The organism is Streptomyces luteolus, assembly GCF_029968015.1.
Classification (GTDB): domain Bacteria; phylum Actinomycetota; class Actinomycetes; order Streptomycetales; family Streptomycetaceae; genus Streptomyces; species Streptomyces luteolus.
In genome coordinates this window covers 156,346-175,371 of record NZ_JASCIS010000016.1, presented here as the reverse complement: position 1 = coordinate 175,371, position 19,026 = coordinate 156,346, and the positions used below count along the sequence as shown (strand labels likewise).

Annotated in this window: 10 protein-coding genes, 1 tRNA gene and 1 pseudogene; 1 reads left to right on the top strand and 11 read right to left on the bottom strand. The window is 70.8% G+C overall.

Going from position 1 to position 19,026, the window contains the following annotated elements:
- Nucleotides 1-1,428: pseudogene (locus tag QIT00_RS18165) on the top strand (tyrosine-type recombinase/integrase); the annotation flags it as partial.
- A 90-nt stretch (nucleotides 1,429-1,518) separates the two neighbouring features.
- Here the strand turns inward: QIT00_RS18165 and QIT00_RS18160 are convergent.
- The 11 genes from QIT00_RS18160 to QIT00_RS18110 all read right to left on the bottom strand — a co-directional run bounded on the left by QIT00_RS18160 (nucleotide 1,519) and on the right by QIT00_RS18110 (nucleotide 18,989).
- Nucleotides 1,519-2,340, bottom strand: a complete 822-nt coding sequence (locus QIT00_RS18160) for a hypothetical protein (protein ID WP_282536331.1) — start codon at nucleotides 2,338-2,340, stop codon at nucleotides 1,519-1,521.
- Nucleotides 2,341-2,686: 346 nt separating this feature from the next.
- A tRNA-Thr gene (locus QIT00_RS18155) sits at nucleotides 2,687-2,760 on the bottom strand.
- Between the two features lie 134 nt (nucleotides 2,761-2,894).
- Entirely contained in the window at nucleotides 2,895-4,436 is a 1,542-nt protein-coding gene (locus QIT00_RS18150) for an alpha/beta hydrolase (RefSeq protein WP_282536330.1), read from the bottom strand.
- Between the two features lie 146 nt (nucleotides 4,437-4,582).
- Entirely contained in the window at nucleotides 4,583-5,791 is a 1,209-nt protein-coding gene (locus tag QIT00_RS18145; RefSeq protein WP_282536329.1) for a DNA polymerase III subunit delta', read from the bottom strand.
- Between the two features lie 181 nt (nucleotides 5,792-5,972).
- Nucleotides 5,973-9,296: a dTMP kinase gene (tmk, locus tag QIT00_RS18140; RefSeq protein WP_282536328.1), complete on the bottom strand. Its 3,324-nt coding sequence runs from the start codon at nucleotides 9,294-9,296 to the stop codon at nucleotides 5,973-5,975.
- Nucleotides 9,297-9,484: 188 nt separating this feature from the next.
- Nucleotides 9,485-12,358: a type I DNA topoisomerase gene (gene topA, locus QIT00_RS18135; RefSeq protein ID WP_282536327.1), complete on the bottom strand. Its 2,874-nt coding sequence runs from the start codon at nucleotides 12,356-12,358 to the stop codon at nucleotides 9,485-9,487.
- A 368-nt stretch (nucleotides 12,359-12,726) separates the two neighbouring features.
- Nucleotides 12,727-12,924 carry a hypothetical protein gene (locus tag QIT00_RS18130; RefSeq protein WP_282536326.1) on the bottom strand — a complete coding sequence of 66 codons (198 nt, stop codon included), beginning with the start codon at nucleotides 12,922-12,924 and terminating at the stop codon, nucleotides 12,727-12,729.
- A 169-nt stretch (nucleotides 12,925-13,093) separates the two neighbouring features.
- Entirely contained in the window at nucleotides 13,094-14,620 is a 1,527-nt protein-coding gene (locus QIT00_RS18125; RefSeq protein WP_282536325.1) for a DUF7059 domain-containing protein, read from the bottom strand.
- Between the two features lie 196 nt (nucleotides 14,621-14,816).
- Nucleotides 14,817-15,392: a small secreted protein gene (locus tag QIT00_RS18120; RefSeq protein WP_282536324.1), complete on the bottom strand. Its 576-nt coding sequence runs from the start codon at nucleotides 15,390-15,392 to the stop codon at nucleotides 14,817-14,819.
- 217 nt (nucleotides 15,393-15,609) lie between these two features.
- Nucleotides 15,610-18,012 carry a sodium-translocating pyrophosphatase gene (locus QIT00_RS18115; protein WP_282536323.1) on the bottom strand — a complete coding sequence of 801 codons (2,403 nt, stop codon included), beginning with the start codon at nucleotides 18,010-18,012 and terminating at the stop codon, nucleotides 15,610-15,612.
- Between the two features lie 533 nt (nucleotides 18,013-18,545).
- On the bottom strand, nucleotides 18,546-18,989 hold the full coding sequence (locus tag QIT00_RS18110; protein ID WP_282536322.1) for an ATP-binding protein: 444 nt from the start codon (nucleotides 18,987-18,989) through the stop codon (nucleotides 18,546-18,548).
- Nucleotides 18,990-19,026: the final 37 nt, after the last annotated feature.

The window sequence follows — 19,026 nt, the reverse complement described above, 5'->3', positions numbered from 1 at the left end:
GGCCCAGGAGGAGCTGGGCAAGGTCCGGGCCCTCATGGCGATTCCCGAAGAGGACGACGCCTGGGGCAGGACGCAGATCAGCGACCTGCTGGAGGACTGCGTCAAAGAGAAGACCCCTCTGCCGGACTACGACGAGACCCGTCGCCGGTTCCAGACGGGTCAGTCGCTCAACTCGAAGACCACCGTCGGGGAGTGGCTCGACACCTGGCTGGCCGGGCGGAAACGTCTGCGCCGTGGCGGCGCGTCGCGCTACGAGTGCGACATCCGCGTCCACCTCAAGCCGCACCTCGGGCACCTTCGCCTCGACAAGCTCCGAGTCCACCACATCGACAAGATGTTCGACGCCATCAACGAGCGGAACATCGAGATCCAGGAGCAGAACGCCCAACGCCGTGCGGTCGCCAACGAGCTGAAGGCCACCCCGAACAAGGGAGCAGAGAATCGAGCACGCCGGAAGTGGTTCCGCGCCCAGCTCGACGCGATGCCCCCGTATCGTCGCGTCACCGGCCTGAACACCCAGCCCCACATTCGCGACACGCTCCGGGCCGCCCTGAACGTCGCCATCGCCCAGCAGGTCATGCCTGCCTTCAACCCGGCCGCTCACGTCGAGTTGCTCCCGGGAACAAAGCCGAAGGCCCTGCTCTGGACCGAGGAGCGCATCGCCCGCTGGCAGGAAACCGGCAAGAAGCCGTCGCCGGTCATGGTCTGGACCCCGGAGCAGACCGCCGTCTTCCTCGGCTTCGTCGCGGGAGACGGCTATACCTGCTCTGGCGGCTCATCGCCTTTCGAGGCACCCGCCGAGGAGAAGCCTGCGGTGTCCGCTGGGAGGACTACTCCGCGAAGCACTGCTCGCTGGCCATCGCCACGCAGCTCGTGCAAGACGGCTGGGAAGTCCACGAGGGCGCGCCTAAAACGGACAGCGGCCTCCGGCTGATTGCCCTGGACGGCGAGACCAACGAGGGCTTCCTCACGCACAAGGGTCGCCAGCAGAGGAAGCGCGAGGCATGGGGCGAGGGCTGGCAGGACACCGGTCGCATCTTCACCCAGGAGGACGGCTCCCTCCTCCACCCGGGCAAGGTCAGCGACCTGTTCGAGCGTCTCACGGAGGCGGCTGGCCTTCCGCCGATCCGCCTTCATGACCTCCGGCACGTCGCAGCGACACTGATGCTCGCGGCGGGCGTCGACATCAAGGTCGTCTCGGAGACCCTCGGCCACTCGGACACGCGGATCACGCGGGACATCTACCAGTCCGTCCTCGACGACCTGGCACGCGACGCCGCCGAGAAGGTCGTGCAGCTCGTACCCCATGCGCGTAAGGCGCTGGCGGCTGTTCCCGACGTCGTGCCGCAGGCAGACCCCTCGTCTCGCCTGCCGAGGATGGTGCCGCCGCGCAAGGACGACGCAGCACAGCAGAATCGTTCCGCCTGACGGCGGACGGAAAAGGAGCCCCGGTCAGAGGGAAGTTGACCGGGGTCTCCTGCTTGTGTACGAAGCCGTTTCACGGCCCCGCTGGGCTGCTCAGAGAGGGTCATCCACGACCGTCAACAGCGCTGCGGCGATGGCAATCAGCGCTTTCGCCTCATCCCGGCTGTAGGTTAACGCCGACGTCACCGCGTCCTTGTGCACCGCTGCGCTCGTCTGGTCCTCGACCGCAAAGCGGATCCAGGCCCAGCGTTCGTCCTGCGTGCGCTGCAACCTGCCCTTGCCGCCGGGCCACTTCCAGCCGCTATGGCCCTTGATCCATTCCAGCGCGCGACGGGCCTCCAGGATCGCACCGTCGATGTCGTCGTCCAGAAGTCGTCGCTGGGCGGCGCGCAGGAACCGGGCGGGCATCGCGCGGGGGTCGTCCTCTAGCGGGAACGGGACCTGCATCTCGAACGCGACCGCGGACCCGAGGGCGGTGACCTGTTCGATCCAGCGGCTCTTTGCCACGCTGAAGTGCAAGATCTCCGTCGTGCTGCCGGGGAAGCCGAGGGCTTGGGGAAGCGTGCCGGCGACCTCCAGTTCCATTCGGAGGTCGCCGTCTCGGGCCTCGTTGATGGCGTGGAGCTGGGCCGAGGTAAGGAGGAACTTGAGGACCGGGCGCTCGACTCCGGTCTCAGGCGTGAATGCGAGGACTTCCGTGCCCCGTCCGACGAGCGTCCGCTGGTAGGGGTTCGCGATCCCGTACAGGTCGGTCTGCAGCGCCAGGACCCTGCCGGCCTTCGTCGCGCTAGGCGCTTTCACATCCAGCCCCACCTGGAGACAGATCGTGCCCATGCCCCGCAGGAGCTGCACGCTCTCCTCCCGGACGCCGAGGACGAATTCGCCGGCCTCCGCGTCGAAGCGCATCACGTTCACGACCGGCCCCTCCACCGTGATCTTCCGGCCGACCGATTCTCTACCAGGCGGCGCCGTGACACCGCCTGTTTATAGGAACCTTCCAAGACCGCTCGCGACGGACCACGGCCCCTGGACCACGGATGTGCTCCTGAAATTGCCCCTCCCGTCCCCGGTCGATCGCCCCCGCTTGTCCACCGGGCTGCACGCGCGCTGCACGCCTGTCCACCGGTTTGTCCACCGATTGTCCACCGGTTGTCCACCGGGGGCGATCATGAGGCCCCAAGCGGGACGCGTTACCCAGAGGAATGGATCATGAAAAGCACAAAGGCCCAGGTCAGAGGCTATCTGTCCTGGGCCTTTACTGAGCCGCCTTCGGGATTCGAACCCGAGACCTACGCATTACGAGTGCGTTGCTCTGGCCATCTGAGCTAAGGCGGCAAGCTGCGGGGATGAGGTCTCCTCCCCTGCGGGAAGAGGTTCGCATCAGCAGCGGCGCCAAGTCTACAGGGTTAAAAGGGGTGCCCCTGACCACCCCTGACAGAGGCCCGAGCAGGGGTGGTCCTCGGCGCTGGTCAGCACTTCTTCGCGTCCGCCGGTGCCTTCCCCTGGAGGAGGTAGCGGTTGATCGCGGAGTCCACGCAGTCGCTGCCTCGGCCGTACGCGGTGTGGCCGTCGCCGTTGTAGGTGAGGAGGCTGCCGGTCTCCAGCTGCTCGGCGAGGGCCTCGGCCCACTTGTACGGGGTGGCCGGGTCGCGCGTCGTGCCGACCACGACCATCGGGGCGGCGCCCTCGGCGTGGATGGCGTGCGGCTCGCCGGTCGCGCGGACGGGCCAGTACGCGCAGTTCAGGGACGCCCAGGCGAGGCCCTCGCCGAAGACCGGGGAGGCCTTCTCGAACTCCGGCAGCGCCTTCTTCACCTCGTCCGGGGACGTGAAGGCGGGCGGCAGGTCGAGGCAGTTCACGGCGGCGTTGGCGAACATCAGGTTCGCGTACTTCCCGTCGCCGTCCCGTTCGTAGTAGCTGTCCGCGAGGAAGAGCAGGCCCGCGCCGTCCTTGTCCTCGATGGCCGTGGCGAGGCCGTCGCGCAGCTGGGGCCAGGCCGCCTCGTCGTACATCGCGGCGATCACGCCGGTCGTGGCGAGGGATTCGCCGAGCTCGCGGTCCATGCCGGTCGGGATCGGCTGCTTGTCCAGGGAGCGGAAGAACGCCTTCAGCCGCTTGCCGGCCTCTTCGGGGGTGCCGGTGCCGAGCGGGCAGTCCTTGCGGCGCACGCAGTCCTCGGCGAAGGACTGGAACGCCGTCTCGAAGCCCTCCGTCTGCTCCAGGTTCATCTGCCGCGCGGGCAGCGACGGGTCCATCGCGCCGTCGAGCACGAGCCGACCGGTCCGCGACGGGTAGAGGCTCGCGTACGTCGCGCCCAGGAACGTGCCGTACGAGGCGCCCACGTACTGGAGCTTCTGGTCGCCGAGCACCTCGCGCAGCACATCCATGTCGCGGGCCGCGGCGACCGTGGAGACATGCGGGAGCACCTTGCCGGACTTCTGCTCGCAGCCCCGCGAGAACTTCTTGTACGCGGCGACGAGCAGGTCGGTCTCCGCCTGGTCGTCGGGCGTGGTGTCCGTCTCGGTGTACGCGTCCATCGCCTTGCCGTCGAGGCATTCGACGGGCTCGCTGCGGGCCACGCCGCGCGGGTCGACGGCCACCATGTCGTACTGCGCGCGGACCGGCTCCGGGTATCCGATCGCGGCGTACGACTGGAGGTACTCGATGGCCGAGCCGCCCGGGCCGCCCGGGTTGACCAACAGCGAGCCGAGCCGCTTGCCGGGGCCCGTGGCCTTCTTGCGGGCGACGGCGAGCTTGATGTCCCCCTCCTGCGGCTTCTCGTAGTCGAGCGGGGCCTTCATCGACGCGCACTGGAAGCCGGGCACACCGCAGTCGCGCCAGCTCAACTTCTGGTCGTAGTACGGCTGGAGCTCTTTCGGGGTCTGCGTCGGGAGCGCGTACTCCGTGTCGTCGTCGGACGGCGAACTCCCGGACGAGCAGCCCGAGACCAGCAGCGCGGCGGCGACGAGGAGCGAGCCGCCGGTGCGGATGTTGCGGAGCCTGGTTCCCATCCGAGGAGCGTATCCGGAGGGTGGCGGGGCGCGCACATTCCGTGGTCAAGGGGGCTCGTGGCGGGAGGGCTGCTGCTCTCGGGGGCTGAGGCAGGCGCCGCGGCTCAGCGGGCGCGGCTCAGCGGGCGCGTCTCAGCCGCCGCGTCTCAGCGGGCGCGTCTCAGTGACACCGCCATCGCCTCCACCGCGAGCAGCGGGGCCACGTTCCGGTCAAGTGCCGTACGACAGGCGGCGATCGACTCGATGCGACGCAGCGTCGTCTCGGGGGAGGTGCCGAGCGCGATGCGGTCGAGGGCGTCGCGCACCTCGGTGTTGGCGAGGGCGACCTGCGAGCCCAGCTGGAGCGCGAGGACATCGCGGTAGAAGGCCGTGAGGTCGACCAGGGCGAGGTCGAGGCTGTCCCGCTGCGTGCGCGTTCTGCGGCGCTTCTGCTTGTCCTCCAGCTCCTTCATCACGCCCGCGGTGCCGCGCGGCATGCGGCCGCCCTGCGCCGCGCCGAGCGCCGCCTTCAGCTCCTCGGTCTCCTTGGTGTCGATCTCCTCCGCGACCTGCTTGGCGTCCTCCGCCGCCGCGTCGATCAGCTCCTGCGCGGCTCGCAGGCAGCCGCCGATCTCCTCGACGCGCATCGGCAGCTTCAGGACGGCCGCTCTGCGCGCGCGGGCCCGCTCGTCCGTGGCCAGGCGCCGGGCCCGGTCGATGTGGCCCTGGGTCGCGCGGGCCGCGGTCCGCGCGACCTCCGGCTCGATGCCGTCCCTGCGGATCAGCAGGTCGGCGACGGCCTGCACCGAGGGCGTACGGAGCGTCAGGTGGCGGCAGCGCGAACGGATCGTGGGCAGCACGTCTTCCAGCGAGGGCGCGCAGAGCAGCCAGACCGTGCGCGGGGCGGGTTCCTCGACGGCCTTCAGGAGGACGTTGCCCGCGCCCTCGGTGAGGCGGTCGGCGTCCTCCAGGACGATGACCTGCCAGCGGCCGCCCGCGGGCGAGAGCTGCGCCCGGCGGACCAGCTCGCGGGTCTCCTTCACGCCGATGCTGAGCATGTCCGTCCGCACGACCTCCACGTCCGCGTGCGTACCGACCAGCGATGTGTGGCAGCCGTCGCAGAAGCCGCAGCCCGGCGCGCCGCCGAGGGCGCGGTCCGGGCTGACGCACTGGAGGGCAGCGGCGAAGGCGCGCGCCGCGGTGGCGCGGCCCGAGCCGGGCGGGCCGGTGAACAGCCAGGCGTGCGTCATCTTGGAGGCGTCGGCCACCGGCTCGCCCGCGGCCGTGGCGGTCACCAGGGCGTCGGCGTCCCGGGCGGCGGCGTCGAGCTGCGCCGCGACGCGCTCCTGTCCGACCAGGTCGTCCCATACGGGCATGGCGCCCCCCTACCTCTCCGTACGTGCCTGCGCTGCGATGTCCATTGTGAGGCAGGGGTCTGACAGTCGGCCCCAAGGACGAGGGGGCGGCGGATGCGTACCCCCGCACCCACGCCCAAGGCCGAGGGGGCGGCGGATGCGTACCTCCGCACCCACCGCCCCCTCACAGGACTTGCAGCCGCTACCGCCGCCCGCGGCGCTTACCGCCGCGGTCCTCTCCGTCGTCCTCCCGCGGTCCGAGCAATTCGTCCGCGAGGGTCGGCAGGTCGTCCAGCGGGGTCTCCTCCGCCCAGTCCGGGCGGGGGCGGGATGCGCGCGGCGGGAGCGCGTTCGGGTCGACCTGCGGGAGCTCGGCGGTCCGCTCGTTGTCCGAGCCGGCGGACGGGCCCGGCCGCTCGTCGCGGAAGATGCCGTGCGGCACACGGTCGGTCGGTGCCTGAGCGGGGCCGGTGGGGCCGGCGGGGCCGGCGTCCCGAACCGGAGGCAGCACCGCCGTCTCGTCGGCCGCGCTCTGCGGGGCGGGCGGCTGCGGCAGGACGGCGGTCTCCTCGGAGTCGGGGCCGCCCGCCACCGGGAGGACCGTGGTCGCGTCGGAATCCGCGTCCGCGCCAGACCCGCCGGACGACTGCGGCCGGACCATCGGCGTCTGCAGCGTCGTCTCGTTGTCGGAGCCGGTGCCGGTGCCGGTGCCGGTGCCGGTGCCGGAGTCGCTGTCGGAGCCAGTGCCGGAGCCCGAGCCGGTGCCAGCGCCAGTGCCGGTGCCGGAACCCGTGCCAGCGCCAGCGCCGGAACCCATGCCAGCGCCAGCACCCGTGCCGGAGCGCCTCGGCTCCTGCGGTGCCTGTCCCGCCGGGGCCGGGCCGGACGCCGTCGCCCTGCGGGCCTCCTCCGCGCGGAGCAGCGCCTCCTCGGCCTTGCGCTGCTTCTCCAGGCGGCGCTCCTCGGCCTCGGCGCGCAGCCGTGCCTCCTCCTCGGCCTGCTGGCGCAGCCGCTCCTGCTCGGCGGCCCGCACCTTCTCCTCGGCCTCGCGGCGCTTGCGCTCCTCCTCGGCGAGGCGACGGGCCTCCTCCGCGCGCTGCCTGGCCTCCTCGGCCTGGCGCTCGGCCTCGCGGCGGCGGGCCTCCTCCAGCTCGCGGCGCTTGCGCTCCTCCTCCTCGGCGCGCAACTTGGCCAGCTGCTCCTGCCGTTCACGCTCCAGGCGCTCTTCCTCGGCCTTGCGCGCGGCCTCTTCCTCCGCCTTGCGCCTGGCCTCCTCCTCGGCGGCCTTGCGGGCCTCCTCCTGCGCCTTCACCTCGGCGTCGGAGAGGGGCAGCATCTGGTCCAGACGGTGGCGTACGACCGTGGTCACCGCCTCCGGTTCCTGGCCGGCGTCCACCACCAGGTAGCGGCCGGGATCGGCGGCGGCGAGCGTGAGGAAACCCGAGCGCACGCGCGCGTGGAACTCGGCGGGCTCCGACTCCAGGCGGTCGGGCGCCTCGGTGAACCGCTCCCGCGCGGTCTGAGGGGAGACGTCGAGCAGCACCGTCAGATGCGGTACGAGTCCGTCCGTGGCCCAGCGCGAGATCCGGGCGATCTCGGTCGGCGACAGGTCGCGCCCGGCGCCCTGGTACGCGACCGACGAGTCGATGTACCGGTCGGTGATGACGACGGCGCCGCGCTCCAGGGCGGGGCGCACGACCGTGTCGACGTGCTCCGCGCGGTCCGCGGCGTAGAGCAGGGCCTCCGCGCGGTGCGAGAGCCCGGCCGACGAGACGTCGAGCAGGATCGAGCGGAGCCGCTTTCCGACCGGGGTCGCGCCGGGTTCGCGGGTCAGGACGACCTCGTGGCCCTTGGTCCTGATCCACTCGGCGAGCGCCTCGGCCTGCGTGGACTTGCCCGCGCCGTCGCCCCCTTCGAGTGCGATGAAGAAGCCGGTGGCGGCGGGCGCCTGCTCCGGCTCCGCCCCGCGCAGGGCCTCGCCGAGGTCGCGCCGCAGCGGCACCCCCGAGCGGTCGTCCGTCTTGGCGAGGACGAGCGCCGCGACGGGCAGCAACAGCGCGCCGGCCAGCATCATCGTGAACGCGGCACCGCCGTGCGCGAACACGAACTTGCCGCTCTCAAGGCGGTGCGGCCCGATCGCCGCGGCGAGCAGAGGCGCCGCGAGCGCGCCGAGCGCGACCAGGACGCGCACGACCGCCTGCAGATGTTCGGTGGTCCGGACGCGGCGGTGGTCCTCGACCTCCAGGTCGAGCAGGGCGTGCCCGATGTGGGCGGCGACCCCGGCCGCGTACCCGGAGAGCGTGGCGAGCAGCAGGACCGTGGTGGTGTCGGGGACCAGGCCGGCCGCGAGCAGGCCGATGCCCGTGACCGCGACGGCGAGCGCGAGCAGCCTGCGGCGCGACAACCCGGGCAGCACCGAAGGCGCCGTGCGGATGCCGACGACGGTGCCGCCGGTCAGGCCGACCACGAGCAGGCCGAAGAGCACCGGCCCGCCGTCCAGATCCACGGCGTGCAGCACGGCCACGGCGACGGCGGCGGAGATCGCACCGGCGACGGAGGCGCAGGCCAGGACCAGCAGCGGGGCGGCGTTGGTGCGGCCCTTGTCCACACCGGATGCGGTCTTCGGACGGCGCAGCCCCTCCAGCGGCGAACGGGCCCGCGGCGTCTGCGCGTCGGGCAGCTCCAGGAAGTACACGACGGAGAGCGAGGCGGCGAAGAGGCCGGCCGCGACGTACGAGGCGAGCGCGACCTGGTGCAGCGCGAACCAGTCGATCCCGGCGCCCAGCAGGTTGCCGATCAGCGTGACGGCGATCAGGGCGAGCGCGGCGAGCGGCACCGCGACGAACCCGGTGCGCAGCGAGAGGCGGCGCAGCGCCTCCATGTGGTCCGGCAGCGGCCGCACCGTGGCGCCCTCGGGCGGCGGCGCGGGCAGCAGGGCCGGGGCGGCGCTCTCCCGGGACACGGCCCAGAAGCGCTCGGCGACGCCGATGACGAAGCCGCTGACGAGCAGCGCGGCCAGGGCGTTGTCCGGCGTCCAGTCGATCCACAGCGGCGCGATGATCAGCAGCGCGGCGCGCAGGCCGTCCGCCCCGATCATCGTCCAGCGCCGGTCCAGCGGCCCGCCCGCCCGTCGCCTGCCACCACCCTTGTTCGAAGTCGCTGCTCTCCTGTTCGAAGTCGCCGCTCTCCCCCCGGATCCTGAGGTCAGCGAGGTGAGCGGCCCGAGCAGGACCGCGCCGAAGAGCAGCGTGGCGAGGACGCGCACGCCGAAGACCGCCGCGACGGCGAAGGCCGCCCCGCGGTAACCGCTCCCGAACGCGCCTTCCGCGACCGCCGCCTGCAGGGCCAGGACGACGAGGACGAGAAGCGCGAGTGCGTCGCCGACACTGCCCACGAGGTGTGCGCTCCACAGCCGCTTGAGCGGCGGGAACCGCAGCAGTGCGCGTACCGCGCGTTCTCGGGAGTCGGCGACCAGGGCGTCGTCGGGGTCGTGGCTCACGACCGTTGGCTGCTCGGCACGCGTCATTTCGTCAGCCTATCGGGAACGACTGACATCCCGGGGGCCCGGCCGAACATACGCCCGCATGCGACCAAGGCCACAGGGCCAGGGCGGCCGGGGCGGCCAGGGCGGCCAGGCCCGGGGGCCAGGGCAGCGGTACGACAACGGGGCGGACCGAACGAGTCGGTCCGCCCCGCAGGGGTCGTACGGTCGCGTCAGTCCTCGGAGGGCACCGTCGCGGAGGCCGTCTTCTTGGCCGGGGCCTTCTTCGCCGCGGCGGTCTTGGCCGTGGCCTTCTTCGCCGTCGTCGTCTTCTTGGCGGCCGTCTTGGCGGTCGCGGTCTTCTTGGCGGTCGTGGTCTTCTTGGCCGCCGTCTTCTTCGCCGCGGTCTTCTTGGCCGGGGCCTTCTTGGCGGTCTTCTTCTTCGCCGGCCCCTTGGCGCGCTTCTCGGCGAGCAGCTCGAAGCCGCGCTCGGCGGTGATCTCCTCGACGGAGTCGGCCGCGCGCAGCGTCGCGTTGGTCTCGCCGTCCGTGACGTACGCGCCGAAGCGGCCGTCCTTCACGACCACCGGCTTCCCGCTGACCGGGTCCTCGCCCAGCTCCTTCAGCGGCGGCTTGGCGGCGGCGCGGCCGCGCTGCTTCGGCTTGGAGTAGATCTCCAGGGCCTCTTCGAGCGTGATGGAGAAGAGCTGCTCCTCGGCCTCCAGGGAGCGGGAGTCGGTGCCCTTCTTCAGATACGGGCCGTACCGGCCGTTCTGCGCGGTGATCTCGACGCCCTCGGCGTCCGTGCCCACCACGCGCGGCAGCGACATCAGCCGCAGCGCCTCTTCGAGGGTCACCGTGTCCAGGGACATCGACTTGAACAGCGAGGCCGTGCGCGGCTTGACGGCGTTCTTGCCGGTCTTCGGGGTGCCCTCGGGGAGCACCTCCGTGACGTACGGGCCGTACCGGCCGTCCTTGGCGACGATCTCGTTGCCGCTGTGCGGGTCCTTGCCGAGCGCGAAGTCGCCGCTGGGCTTGGCGAGCAGCTCCTCGGCGTAGTCCACCGTCAGCTCGTCCGGAGCGAGGTCGTCCGGAACGTCCGCGCGCTGGTGGTTCTCCTCGCCCTTCTCGCCGCGCTCGATGTACGGGCCGTACCGCCCGACGCGGAGCAGAATGCCCTCCCCTACGGGGAAGGAGGAGATCTCGCGGGCGTCGATCGCGCCGAGGTCGGTGACGAGTTCCTTGAGGCCGCCGAGATGGTCCCCGTCGCCGTTCCCGGCGTCCGAGGCGGAGCCCGCGGTGGCCTCGTCGTCGCCCTCGCCGAAGTAGAACCGCTTCAGCCACGGCACGGCCTGGGCCTCACCGCGCGCGATGCGGTCGAGGTCGTCCTCCATCTTGGCGGTGAAGTCGTAGTCGACGAGCCGCCCGAAGTGCTTCTCCAGGAGGTTGACCACGGCGAAGGACAGGAAGGACGGGACGAGCGCCGTGCCCTTCTTGAAGACATAGCCGCGGTCGAGGATCGTGCCGATGATCGACGCGTACGTCGACGGGCGGCCGATCTCCCGCTCTTCGAGCTCCTTGACCAGGCTGGCCTCGGTGTAGCGGGCCGGGGGCTTGGTGGCGTGGCCGTCGACGGACATGTCGTCGGCGGACAGCGCGTCGCCCTCGCCGACCTGCGGCAGCCGGCGCTCGCGGTCGTCCAGCTCGGCGTTCGGGTCGTCGGCGCCCTCGACGTAGGCCTTGAGGAAGCCGTGGAAGGTGATGGTCTTGCCGGACGCGCTGAACTCGGCGTCGCGGCCGTCGGAGGCGGTGCCGCCGATCTTGACCGTGACCGAGTTGCCGACCGCGTCCTTCATCTGGGAGGCGACGGTCCGCTTCCAGATCAGCTCGTAGAGGCGGAACTGGTCGCCGGTCAGACCGGTCTCGGCGGGCGTGCGGAAGCGGTCGCCGGAGGGGCGGATCGCCTCGTGCGCCTCCTGCGCGTTCTTGACCTTGCCCGCGTACGTGCGCGGCTTGTCCGGCAGGTAGCTGCTGCCGTAGAGCTGCGTGACCTGCGCACGGGCCGCGGACACGGCGGTGTCCGACAGCGTCGTGGAGTCCGTACGCATATAGGTGATGAAGCCGTTCTCGTACAGCTTCTGCGCGATCTGCATCGTGGCCTTCGCGCCGAAACCGAGCTTGCGCGAGGCCTCCTGCTGCATCGTCGTCGTACGGAACGGGGCGTACGGCGAGCGGCGGTACGGCTTGGACTCGACCGAGCGGACCGCGAACCGCGCGTCCTCCAGGGCGGCGGCGAGCGCGCGGGCGTTCGCCTCGTCCAGGTGCAGGGTGTCGGACTTGAGCTGCCCGACGGAGTTGAAGTCGCGGCCCTGCGCGACGCGCTTGCCGTCGACGGTGGTCAGCTTGGCGACCAGCTGCGAGGGGTCGCTCTTGTCCCCGGCGCGGCCGGTGCCGAAGGTTCCGGTCAGGTCCCAGTACTCGGCGGAGCGGAAGGCGATGCGCTCGCGCTCGCGCTCGACGACGAGGCGGGTGGCGACGGACTGCACACGGCCCGCCGAGAGCCGCGGCATGACCTTCTTCCACAGCACCGGCGAGACCTCGTAGCCGTAGAGGCGGTCGAGGATGCGGCGGGTCTCCTGGGCGTCGACCATGCGCTTGTTGAGGTCGCGGGGGCTGGCCACGGCCTCCTGGATCGCGGCCTTGGTGATCTCGTGGAACACCATGCGCTTGACCGGGACCTTGGGCTTGAGCACTTCGAGCAGGTGCCACGCGATGGCTTCGCCCTCGCGGTCCTCATCGGTCGCGAGGAAGAGTTCGTCGGACTCCTTCAAGAGGTCCTTGAGCTTCTTGACCTGCGCCTTCTTGTCGGCGTTGACGACGTAGATCGGCTGGAAGTCGTGCTCGACGTCCACGCCGAGGCGGCGCACCTCGCCGGTGTACTTGTCGGGCACCTCCGCGGCGCCGTTCGGAAGGTCACGGATGTGCCCGACGCTCGCTTCGACGACATAACCAGGGCCGAGATAGCCCTTGATCGTCTTCGCCTTGGCAGGCGACTCGACGATGACGAGTCGGCGGCCGCCGTGTGCGGTCTCGCTGGTCGGGGACAACGTGGCTCTTCTCTCCGGTCGACGCTCGGTGGCTCTGCGGGGGCTCCGCGGTGGCGCTCTTGCGGTCTGCACGGGCCTCGCACGGGGGCTCGTACACCTTCATACGGTGGCGCCGTATGTGTTCATACAGTGACGCCGTATGCGTTCATACGGTGACGCTGCGGAGTGTGACGGTACAGCCCGCCCCCGTGTCAAACGGGAAAAGTCCGCAACGGCCACTCGAACGGTAACCCGACTACCGCCATTCCTGCCGCCCGGAGTGTCCACCTGCCCTTTCGGCAATATCCGGAATCGTGCCTCTCAGAATCCACCCTCGGGTCACCGGAGCGCCACCCCGAGGTCAGGCCCTGTCCGCGTTCCAGCGCCGGTCACAGGCGCGAGAAGCACCACACCCCGAGCGCCAGGGCCGCCACGCCGACCGTGGTCGTGAGCGCCACCGATGCGACCGGGCTCACACCCTGCGCCACTGGCGCGCGGTGCCGCACCCGCACCCCGGTCCACATCAGCAGCGCGGCTCCGAACAGTGTGAACACCGCTCCCGCGAAGATCGCCGGTCCGCTCTCCATGCCCGTATCCTCCCGCCCCGGATGCCCAGGGCTCGGACGCTGACACGGCCGGAACACGCCGTGAACACGTCTGGGCGTCCCGGGCGCGAACCCGGCGTGAAGAACGAGAGGCGGCGGGAGGAGGCGGGAGGCGGCGGGAGGCGGCGGGTCTGGGCGCCTATGCCGGCTGCTATGTCGGCTGCGGCACCGGGTCCAGGAAACCCTGCTCCACAAGGAGACGGATCTGCTGCGGCGTACGGTCACGCAGCAGCACCGGGTCCTCGCCCACCAGCTGCGCGATGGCGTCCAGGATCCGGCCCGCGCTGAGCGAGCCGTCGCACACCCCGGCGAAACCGGCGCCGACCGTGTCCACCTGAGTGGCCCGGCGCATCCCTCGGTGGCTGCGCAGCACCACGTGCTCCGGGTCCTCGGCGCCGGGCAGGCCGACCTGCTCCTGCACGACTCCCGCGGCCAGCTTGAAGTGCCCGGCGAGCAGCGCGGCGTCGTCGGTGTCCCGGAGATAGTCCTGGCGCTCGAAGTGCGCCCGCACCTCGTCCCCGAGCGGCTGCTCGACCGGGTGCGGCCACTCCTCCACGGTCACCGAGGGGTTCTCCGCGCCCGTCTTCCTGAGCGTGATCCAGCCGAAGCCGACGGCCCTGGTCCTGGAGGACTCGAACTCGTCCAGCCACGCCTCGTACCGCGCGTCGTACTCCTCCGGGTCCCCGCGGTGGTCGCCCGCGTCGCGCAGCCACAGCTCCGCGTACTGCGTGATGTCCTGCACCTCGCGCTGCACGATCCAGGCGTCGCAGCCGCGCGGCACCCACGAGCGGAGGCGGTCCTGCCAGTCCTCCCCCTCCACGTGCTGCCAGTTGGCGAGGAACTGCGCGTACCCCCCTTCGTTCAGTCGCTCTCCCGCCTCCTGAACGAGCGAGCGGCACAGATCGTCCCCGCTCATCCCGCCGTCCCGGTAAGTGAGGCGCGCGCCGGGGGAGATGACGAACGGCGGGTTGGAGACGATCAGGTCGTACGTCTCGTGCTCGACCGGTTCGAAGAGCGAGCCCTCCTTGAGCTCCGCGGGAGCCGCGCCGGAGAGCGCGAGGGTGAGGCCGGTGAAGTTCAGCGCGCGGGGGTTGAGGTCGGTCGCGGTGACCCGCGTCGCGTGCTGGGCGGCGTGCAGGGCCTGGATGCCGGAGCCCGCGCCGAGGTCTAGTGCGGCGGAGACCGGCGTACGCACGGTGATCCCGGCGAGCGTCGTGGAGGCCCCGCCGACGCCGAGCACCACCCCTGTGTCCGTCCGGCGGTCCCCGCCGCCGATGCCACCGGCACCGCCGACCGCGCACCCGAGGTCCGAGACGATGAACCAGTCCTCGCCGTCGGGCCCGCCGTACGGCCGTACATCCACCGTGGCCCGCAGCTGGTCGCCGTCCTGGGTCAGCCAGCCGTCGGCCAGGCAGTCGTCGACGGGCAGAACCGTCGCCACGCGCGCGTGCGGGACGCCCTGCTGCAGCAGGAAGAGACGGACGAGCGCGGCCAGCGGTCCGTCCTCCCGCGTGGCGCGCAGCGCGGGCACCGTCTCGCTTCTGGCGAGCGCGGCGTACGCCGGGGCGCCGAGGAGTTCGAGCAGTCCGTCGGCGGTGAAGTCGGCGTCGAGAAGGGCCTTCCTGAGGCGGTCGGCGACTTCGGGGCGGTCGGTCGTGGGCAGCGTTGTCGTACTCACCCGTCCATTGTCCTCTCCCCGGCCCGTTGCTTCGCGCGCGCCTACGCCGACCGGCCCGGCGCGGAGGCAGCAAAAACGCCCTGCACGCGTGCGTGCAGGGCGTTTTCAGAACCGCGCCTCAGGGAGGGCGACCGGGAGACGTCATCCCGGAGAGGGGTTGCGCGGAGGGGGCGCGCGGAGGGGTTACGCGGAGGGGTTACGCGCTGGGGGCCGCGGAAGGGCCGGCCTTGCACCCCTCCTGCTTCTTGATGGCCGTGCCGACGTCGCCCTCGAGCAGCGTGTTGAGTGCTCCGTCGCCCTGCCGCTGGATCTTGCCCAGGTCGTCGGCGACCTTCTGCAGGCCCTGCGAGAACGCCTTCAGGCCCTCGGGCGACTGGTCCTTGGCGTCCAGTCCGTCGACGTCCTTCTTCAGCTTCTCGTACGCCTTCGACGCCTCGTTGAGGTCCTTGATGGCGTCCTGCTGGATCTTCTCGCCATTGTCGACGGGCGGCGGGCCCGCCTTCTCCAGGGCTCCGGCGATCGCCTTGTCGGCGTCGGCGATGGCCTTGAAGGCCTCCGAGTCGGCCTTCTGGATCTCCTCCGGCTTCCCGTCGGCGGCCGTGGAGACGATCTTCTGCTGCGCCTTCACGCTCTTCTCGAGCTGCGGCTGGATCTGGCCGCACAGCGACTTGGCCCAGTTGTCGAGCTTCTCTTCGTCGCTGTCACCGCATCCCGACAAGGCCAGTACCAGTACCGCACCGCCGGACAGTGCGGCTGCGAGCTTCTTGTTCACCGGATTGGTCCCTTCCATGGCTCTCGGCCCCGGAACATACACGCCAAGCGGGCGACAACCGCGGGGCGGGCGTCCGATTAGACACTCATTGCAGCCATTTGCACCAAGGGAGAGGAGAGTCACTGAAACAAAATGTCGGCGCATGGCGCAACAAGGCGGGCGGACGACGCGTCAAAGCGCGTCGCCCGCCCGCCTGTTGAGCCGGTGTGACCTTCCGTCAGGAGACCACCGCCGGGTCCGTGGCCTTCGCGACCCGGTCGCCGTCGCTCTCCTCACCCACGGCGATCCCGCGCCGCTTGGAGATGTAGACGGCGATGACGATCACGAGGATCGCGAGCAGCGCGATGGCCACCCGTACGCCGACGCTCGCGTCGTCGCCGTAGCTGAACTGGATGACCGCGGGCGCGATGAGCAGCGCGACGAGGTTCATCACCTTGAGCAGCGGGTTGATCGCCGGGCCCGCGGTGTCCTTGAACGGGTCGCCCACGGTGTCGCCGATGACCGTCGCGGCATGCGCCTCCGAGCCCTTGCCGCCGTGGTGGCCGTCCTCGACGAGCTTCTTGGCGTTGTCCCACGCGCCGCCGGAGTTGGCGAGGAAGACCGCCATCAGCGTGCCGGTGCCGATGGCGCCCGCGAGGAACGAGCCGAGCGCGCCGACGCCGAGCGTGAAGCCGACGGCGATCGGTGTGAGCACGGCGAGCAGACCGGGGGTGGCCAGCTCGCGGAGCGCGTCCTTGGTGCAGATGTCGACGACGCGTCCGTACTCCGGCTTCTCCGTGTAGTCCATGATCCCGGGGTGCTCGCGGAACTGCCGCCGCACCTCGAAGACCACCGAACCCGCGGAGCGCGAGACCGCGTTGATCGCCAGCCCGGAGAAGAGGAAGACGACCGCGGCACCGAGGATCAGGCCCACCAGGTTGTTGGGCTGCGAGATGTCCATCACGAGGTTCATCGGCGCACCGTCGCCGAGCTTCTCGCCGACGTCCCTGGCCGCACCCGCGATGGCGTCCCGGTACGAGCCGAAGAGCGCCGAGGCCGCGAGGACCGCGGTGGCGATGGCGATGCCCTTGGTGATGGCCTTGGTGGTGTTGCCGACGGCGTCCAGGTCGGTGAGCACCTGCGCGCCCGCGCCCTCGACGTCGCCGGACATCTCGGCGATGCCCTGGGCGTTGTCGGAGACCGGCCCGAAGGTGTCCATCGCGACGATCACGCCGACCGTGGTGAGCAGACCGGTACCGGCCAGGGCCACCGCGAACAGCGCCAGCATGATCGACGTACCGCCGAGCAGGAACGCCCCGTACACGCCGAGGCCGATCAACAGGGCGGTGTAGACGGCCGATTCGAGGCCGATGGAGATGCCGGCGAGGACCACGGTGGCCGGTCCGGTCAGCGAGGTCTTGCCGATGTCCTTCACCGGGCGCCGGTTGGTCTCGGTGAAGTAGCCGGTGAGCTGCTGGATCAGTGCGGCGAGCACGATGCCGATGGCCACGGCCACGACGGCGAGCACCCGCGGGTCCCCGCTCTTGGCCTGGATCGCGGCGTCGGTGACGCCTTTCAACTCGGCGTACGTGGATGGCAGATAGACCCAGACCGCCGCCGCGACCAGGGCGAGCGAGATCACCGCGGAGATGAAGAAGCCGCGGTTGATGGCGCTCATTCCGCTGCGGTCGGAGCGCCGTGGCGCCACGGCGAAGATGCCGATCATCGCGGTGAGCACGCCGATCGCGGGCACGATCAGCGGGAACGCGAGTCCGGCGTCGCCGAAGGCGGCCTTGCCGAGGATCAGCGCGGCGACCAGCGTGACGGCGTACGACTCGAAGAGGTCGGCGGCCATTCCGGCGCAGTCGCCGACGTTGTCGCCCACGTTGTCGGCGATGGTCGCGGCATTACGCGGATCGTCCTCCGGAATGCCCTGCTCGACCTTGCCGACCAGGTCGGCGCCGACGTCGGCGGCCTTGGTGAAGATGCCGCCGCCGACACGCATGAACATCGCGATCAGCGCGGCACCGAGGCCGAACCCTTCGAGCACCTTCGGTGCGTCGGCGGCGTACACGAGAACCACGCAGGCAGCACCGAAGAGCCCGAGCCCCACCGTGAACATGCCGACGACGCCGCCCGTGCGGAAAGCGATCTTCATGGCCTTGTGGGAAACGGCCGTAAGATCCTTTGCCGGTTCTCCTTCCGCAGGTGTGGCTTCACGAGCGGCTGCCGCCACCCGCACATTGCTGCGGACCGCGAGCCACATGCCGATATAGCCGGTGGCCGCGGAGAAGAGCGCGCCGATCAAGAAGAAGATCGAACGCCCGGCGCGCTGATTCCAGTCGTCCGCGGGCAGCAGCATGAGCAGGAAGAACACCACTACGGCGAAAACGCCGAGGGTGCGCAACTGGCGTGCCAGATAGGCATTTGCGCCTTCCTGGACCGCTCCGGCGATCTCCTTCATGCGGTCGGTGCCCTCGCCCGCAGCGAGCACTTGGCGCACCAGGACTCCGGCGACCGCGAGCGCGGCGAGCGCGACGACTCCGATGACCATGACGATCATTCGGTTGTCGGAGGTGAGTACCGCTGCCGCGAGGGTTGAGGGGTGGTCAAACTGATGAGGGGTAGAAAGCCCCGCCATTCGTCCTCCTTGACGCTTGGGCTGAGCTCAAGATGTGGACGGATTGTAGGGAGCGGAACCTGATCAAAACAGTGCGCGACAAACGGAATTGGCCCGCACTTGCTCATCAGCAAATGATCGCGTCCTACGATTGCCCTCGAAAGTGGTAATGCTTCAAAGGCATTGACGGGGTGAGACGCTCGACGGATACGCGGCAGTGATCAATAAACATCACAGCCCGGCCCGGAACGCGAAATGGCCCTGACTGGCGGGTACTTGAGAAAAACGGAGGCCTCGCGGAGGCGACGGAGGCGCCGCGAAGGCGACGGCGGCCCCGTGGAGGCGACGGAGGCCCCGTGGAGGCGACGGAGGCCCCGTGGAGGCAACGCAGGGCCCTGCGGAGGCAACGCAGGGCCCTGCGGAGGTGACGGAGACCCAGCGGGGGCGACGGAGGCACAGCGGAGACACGGAGGCACAGCGGAGACACGAGAACGGCGCCGCCCCCGCGGGGACGGCGCCGTTCGATCAGCCGCGCACGCGCGGCCGTGGTTCGCTCAGGGAAGCAGTGTCGCCGTGGCCGTCGGCCAGCTCATCTTGATGAGCCCGCCCTCCGGCCCCGCCGACACCTCGACGTCGTCGACCAGGCCGCTGATGACGGCGAGGCCCATGTCGTCCTCGCCGTCGGCGTCCGGGGCGTCCGCCCCGGGCGAGCCCGGGGCCGATCCGTCGCCGGACGAGGTGTCGGCATGCGCCACCTCGTCACCCACCTCGATGGAGAACTGCTTCTCCTCCTCGATGAGGGCCACTCGCACCGGCGCGGTGACGCCGGCACTCTGATGCAGCCCGACGGCGCGCGAACATGCCTCGCCCACGGCGAGCCGCACCTCGTCGAGTACGGCCTCGTCCACTCCGGCCCTGCGCGCCACTGCGGCCGCCACGAGTCTGGCGGTCCGGACGTGCTCGGGCAGCGCGCTGAAGCGGAGCTCAACGGTGGCCATGCATCCCCCTCGGACATGTGAGCGTGCTTTCAAGGGG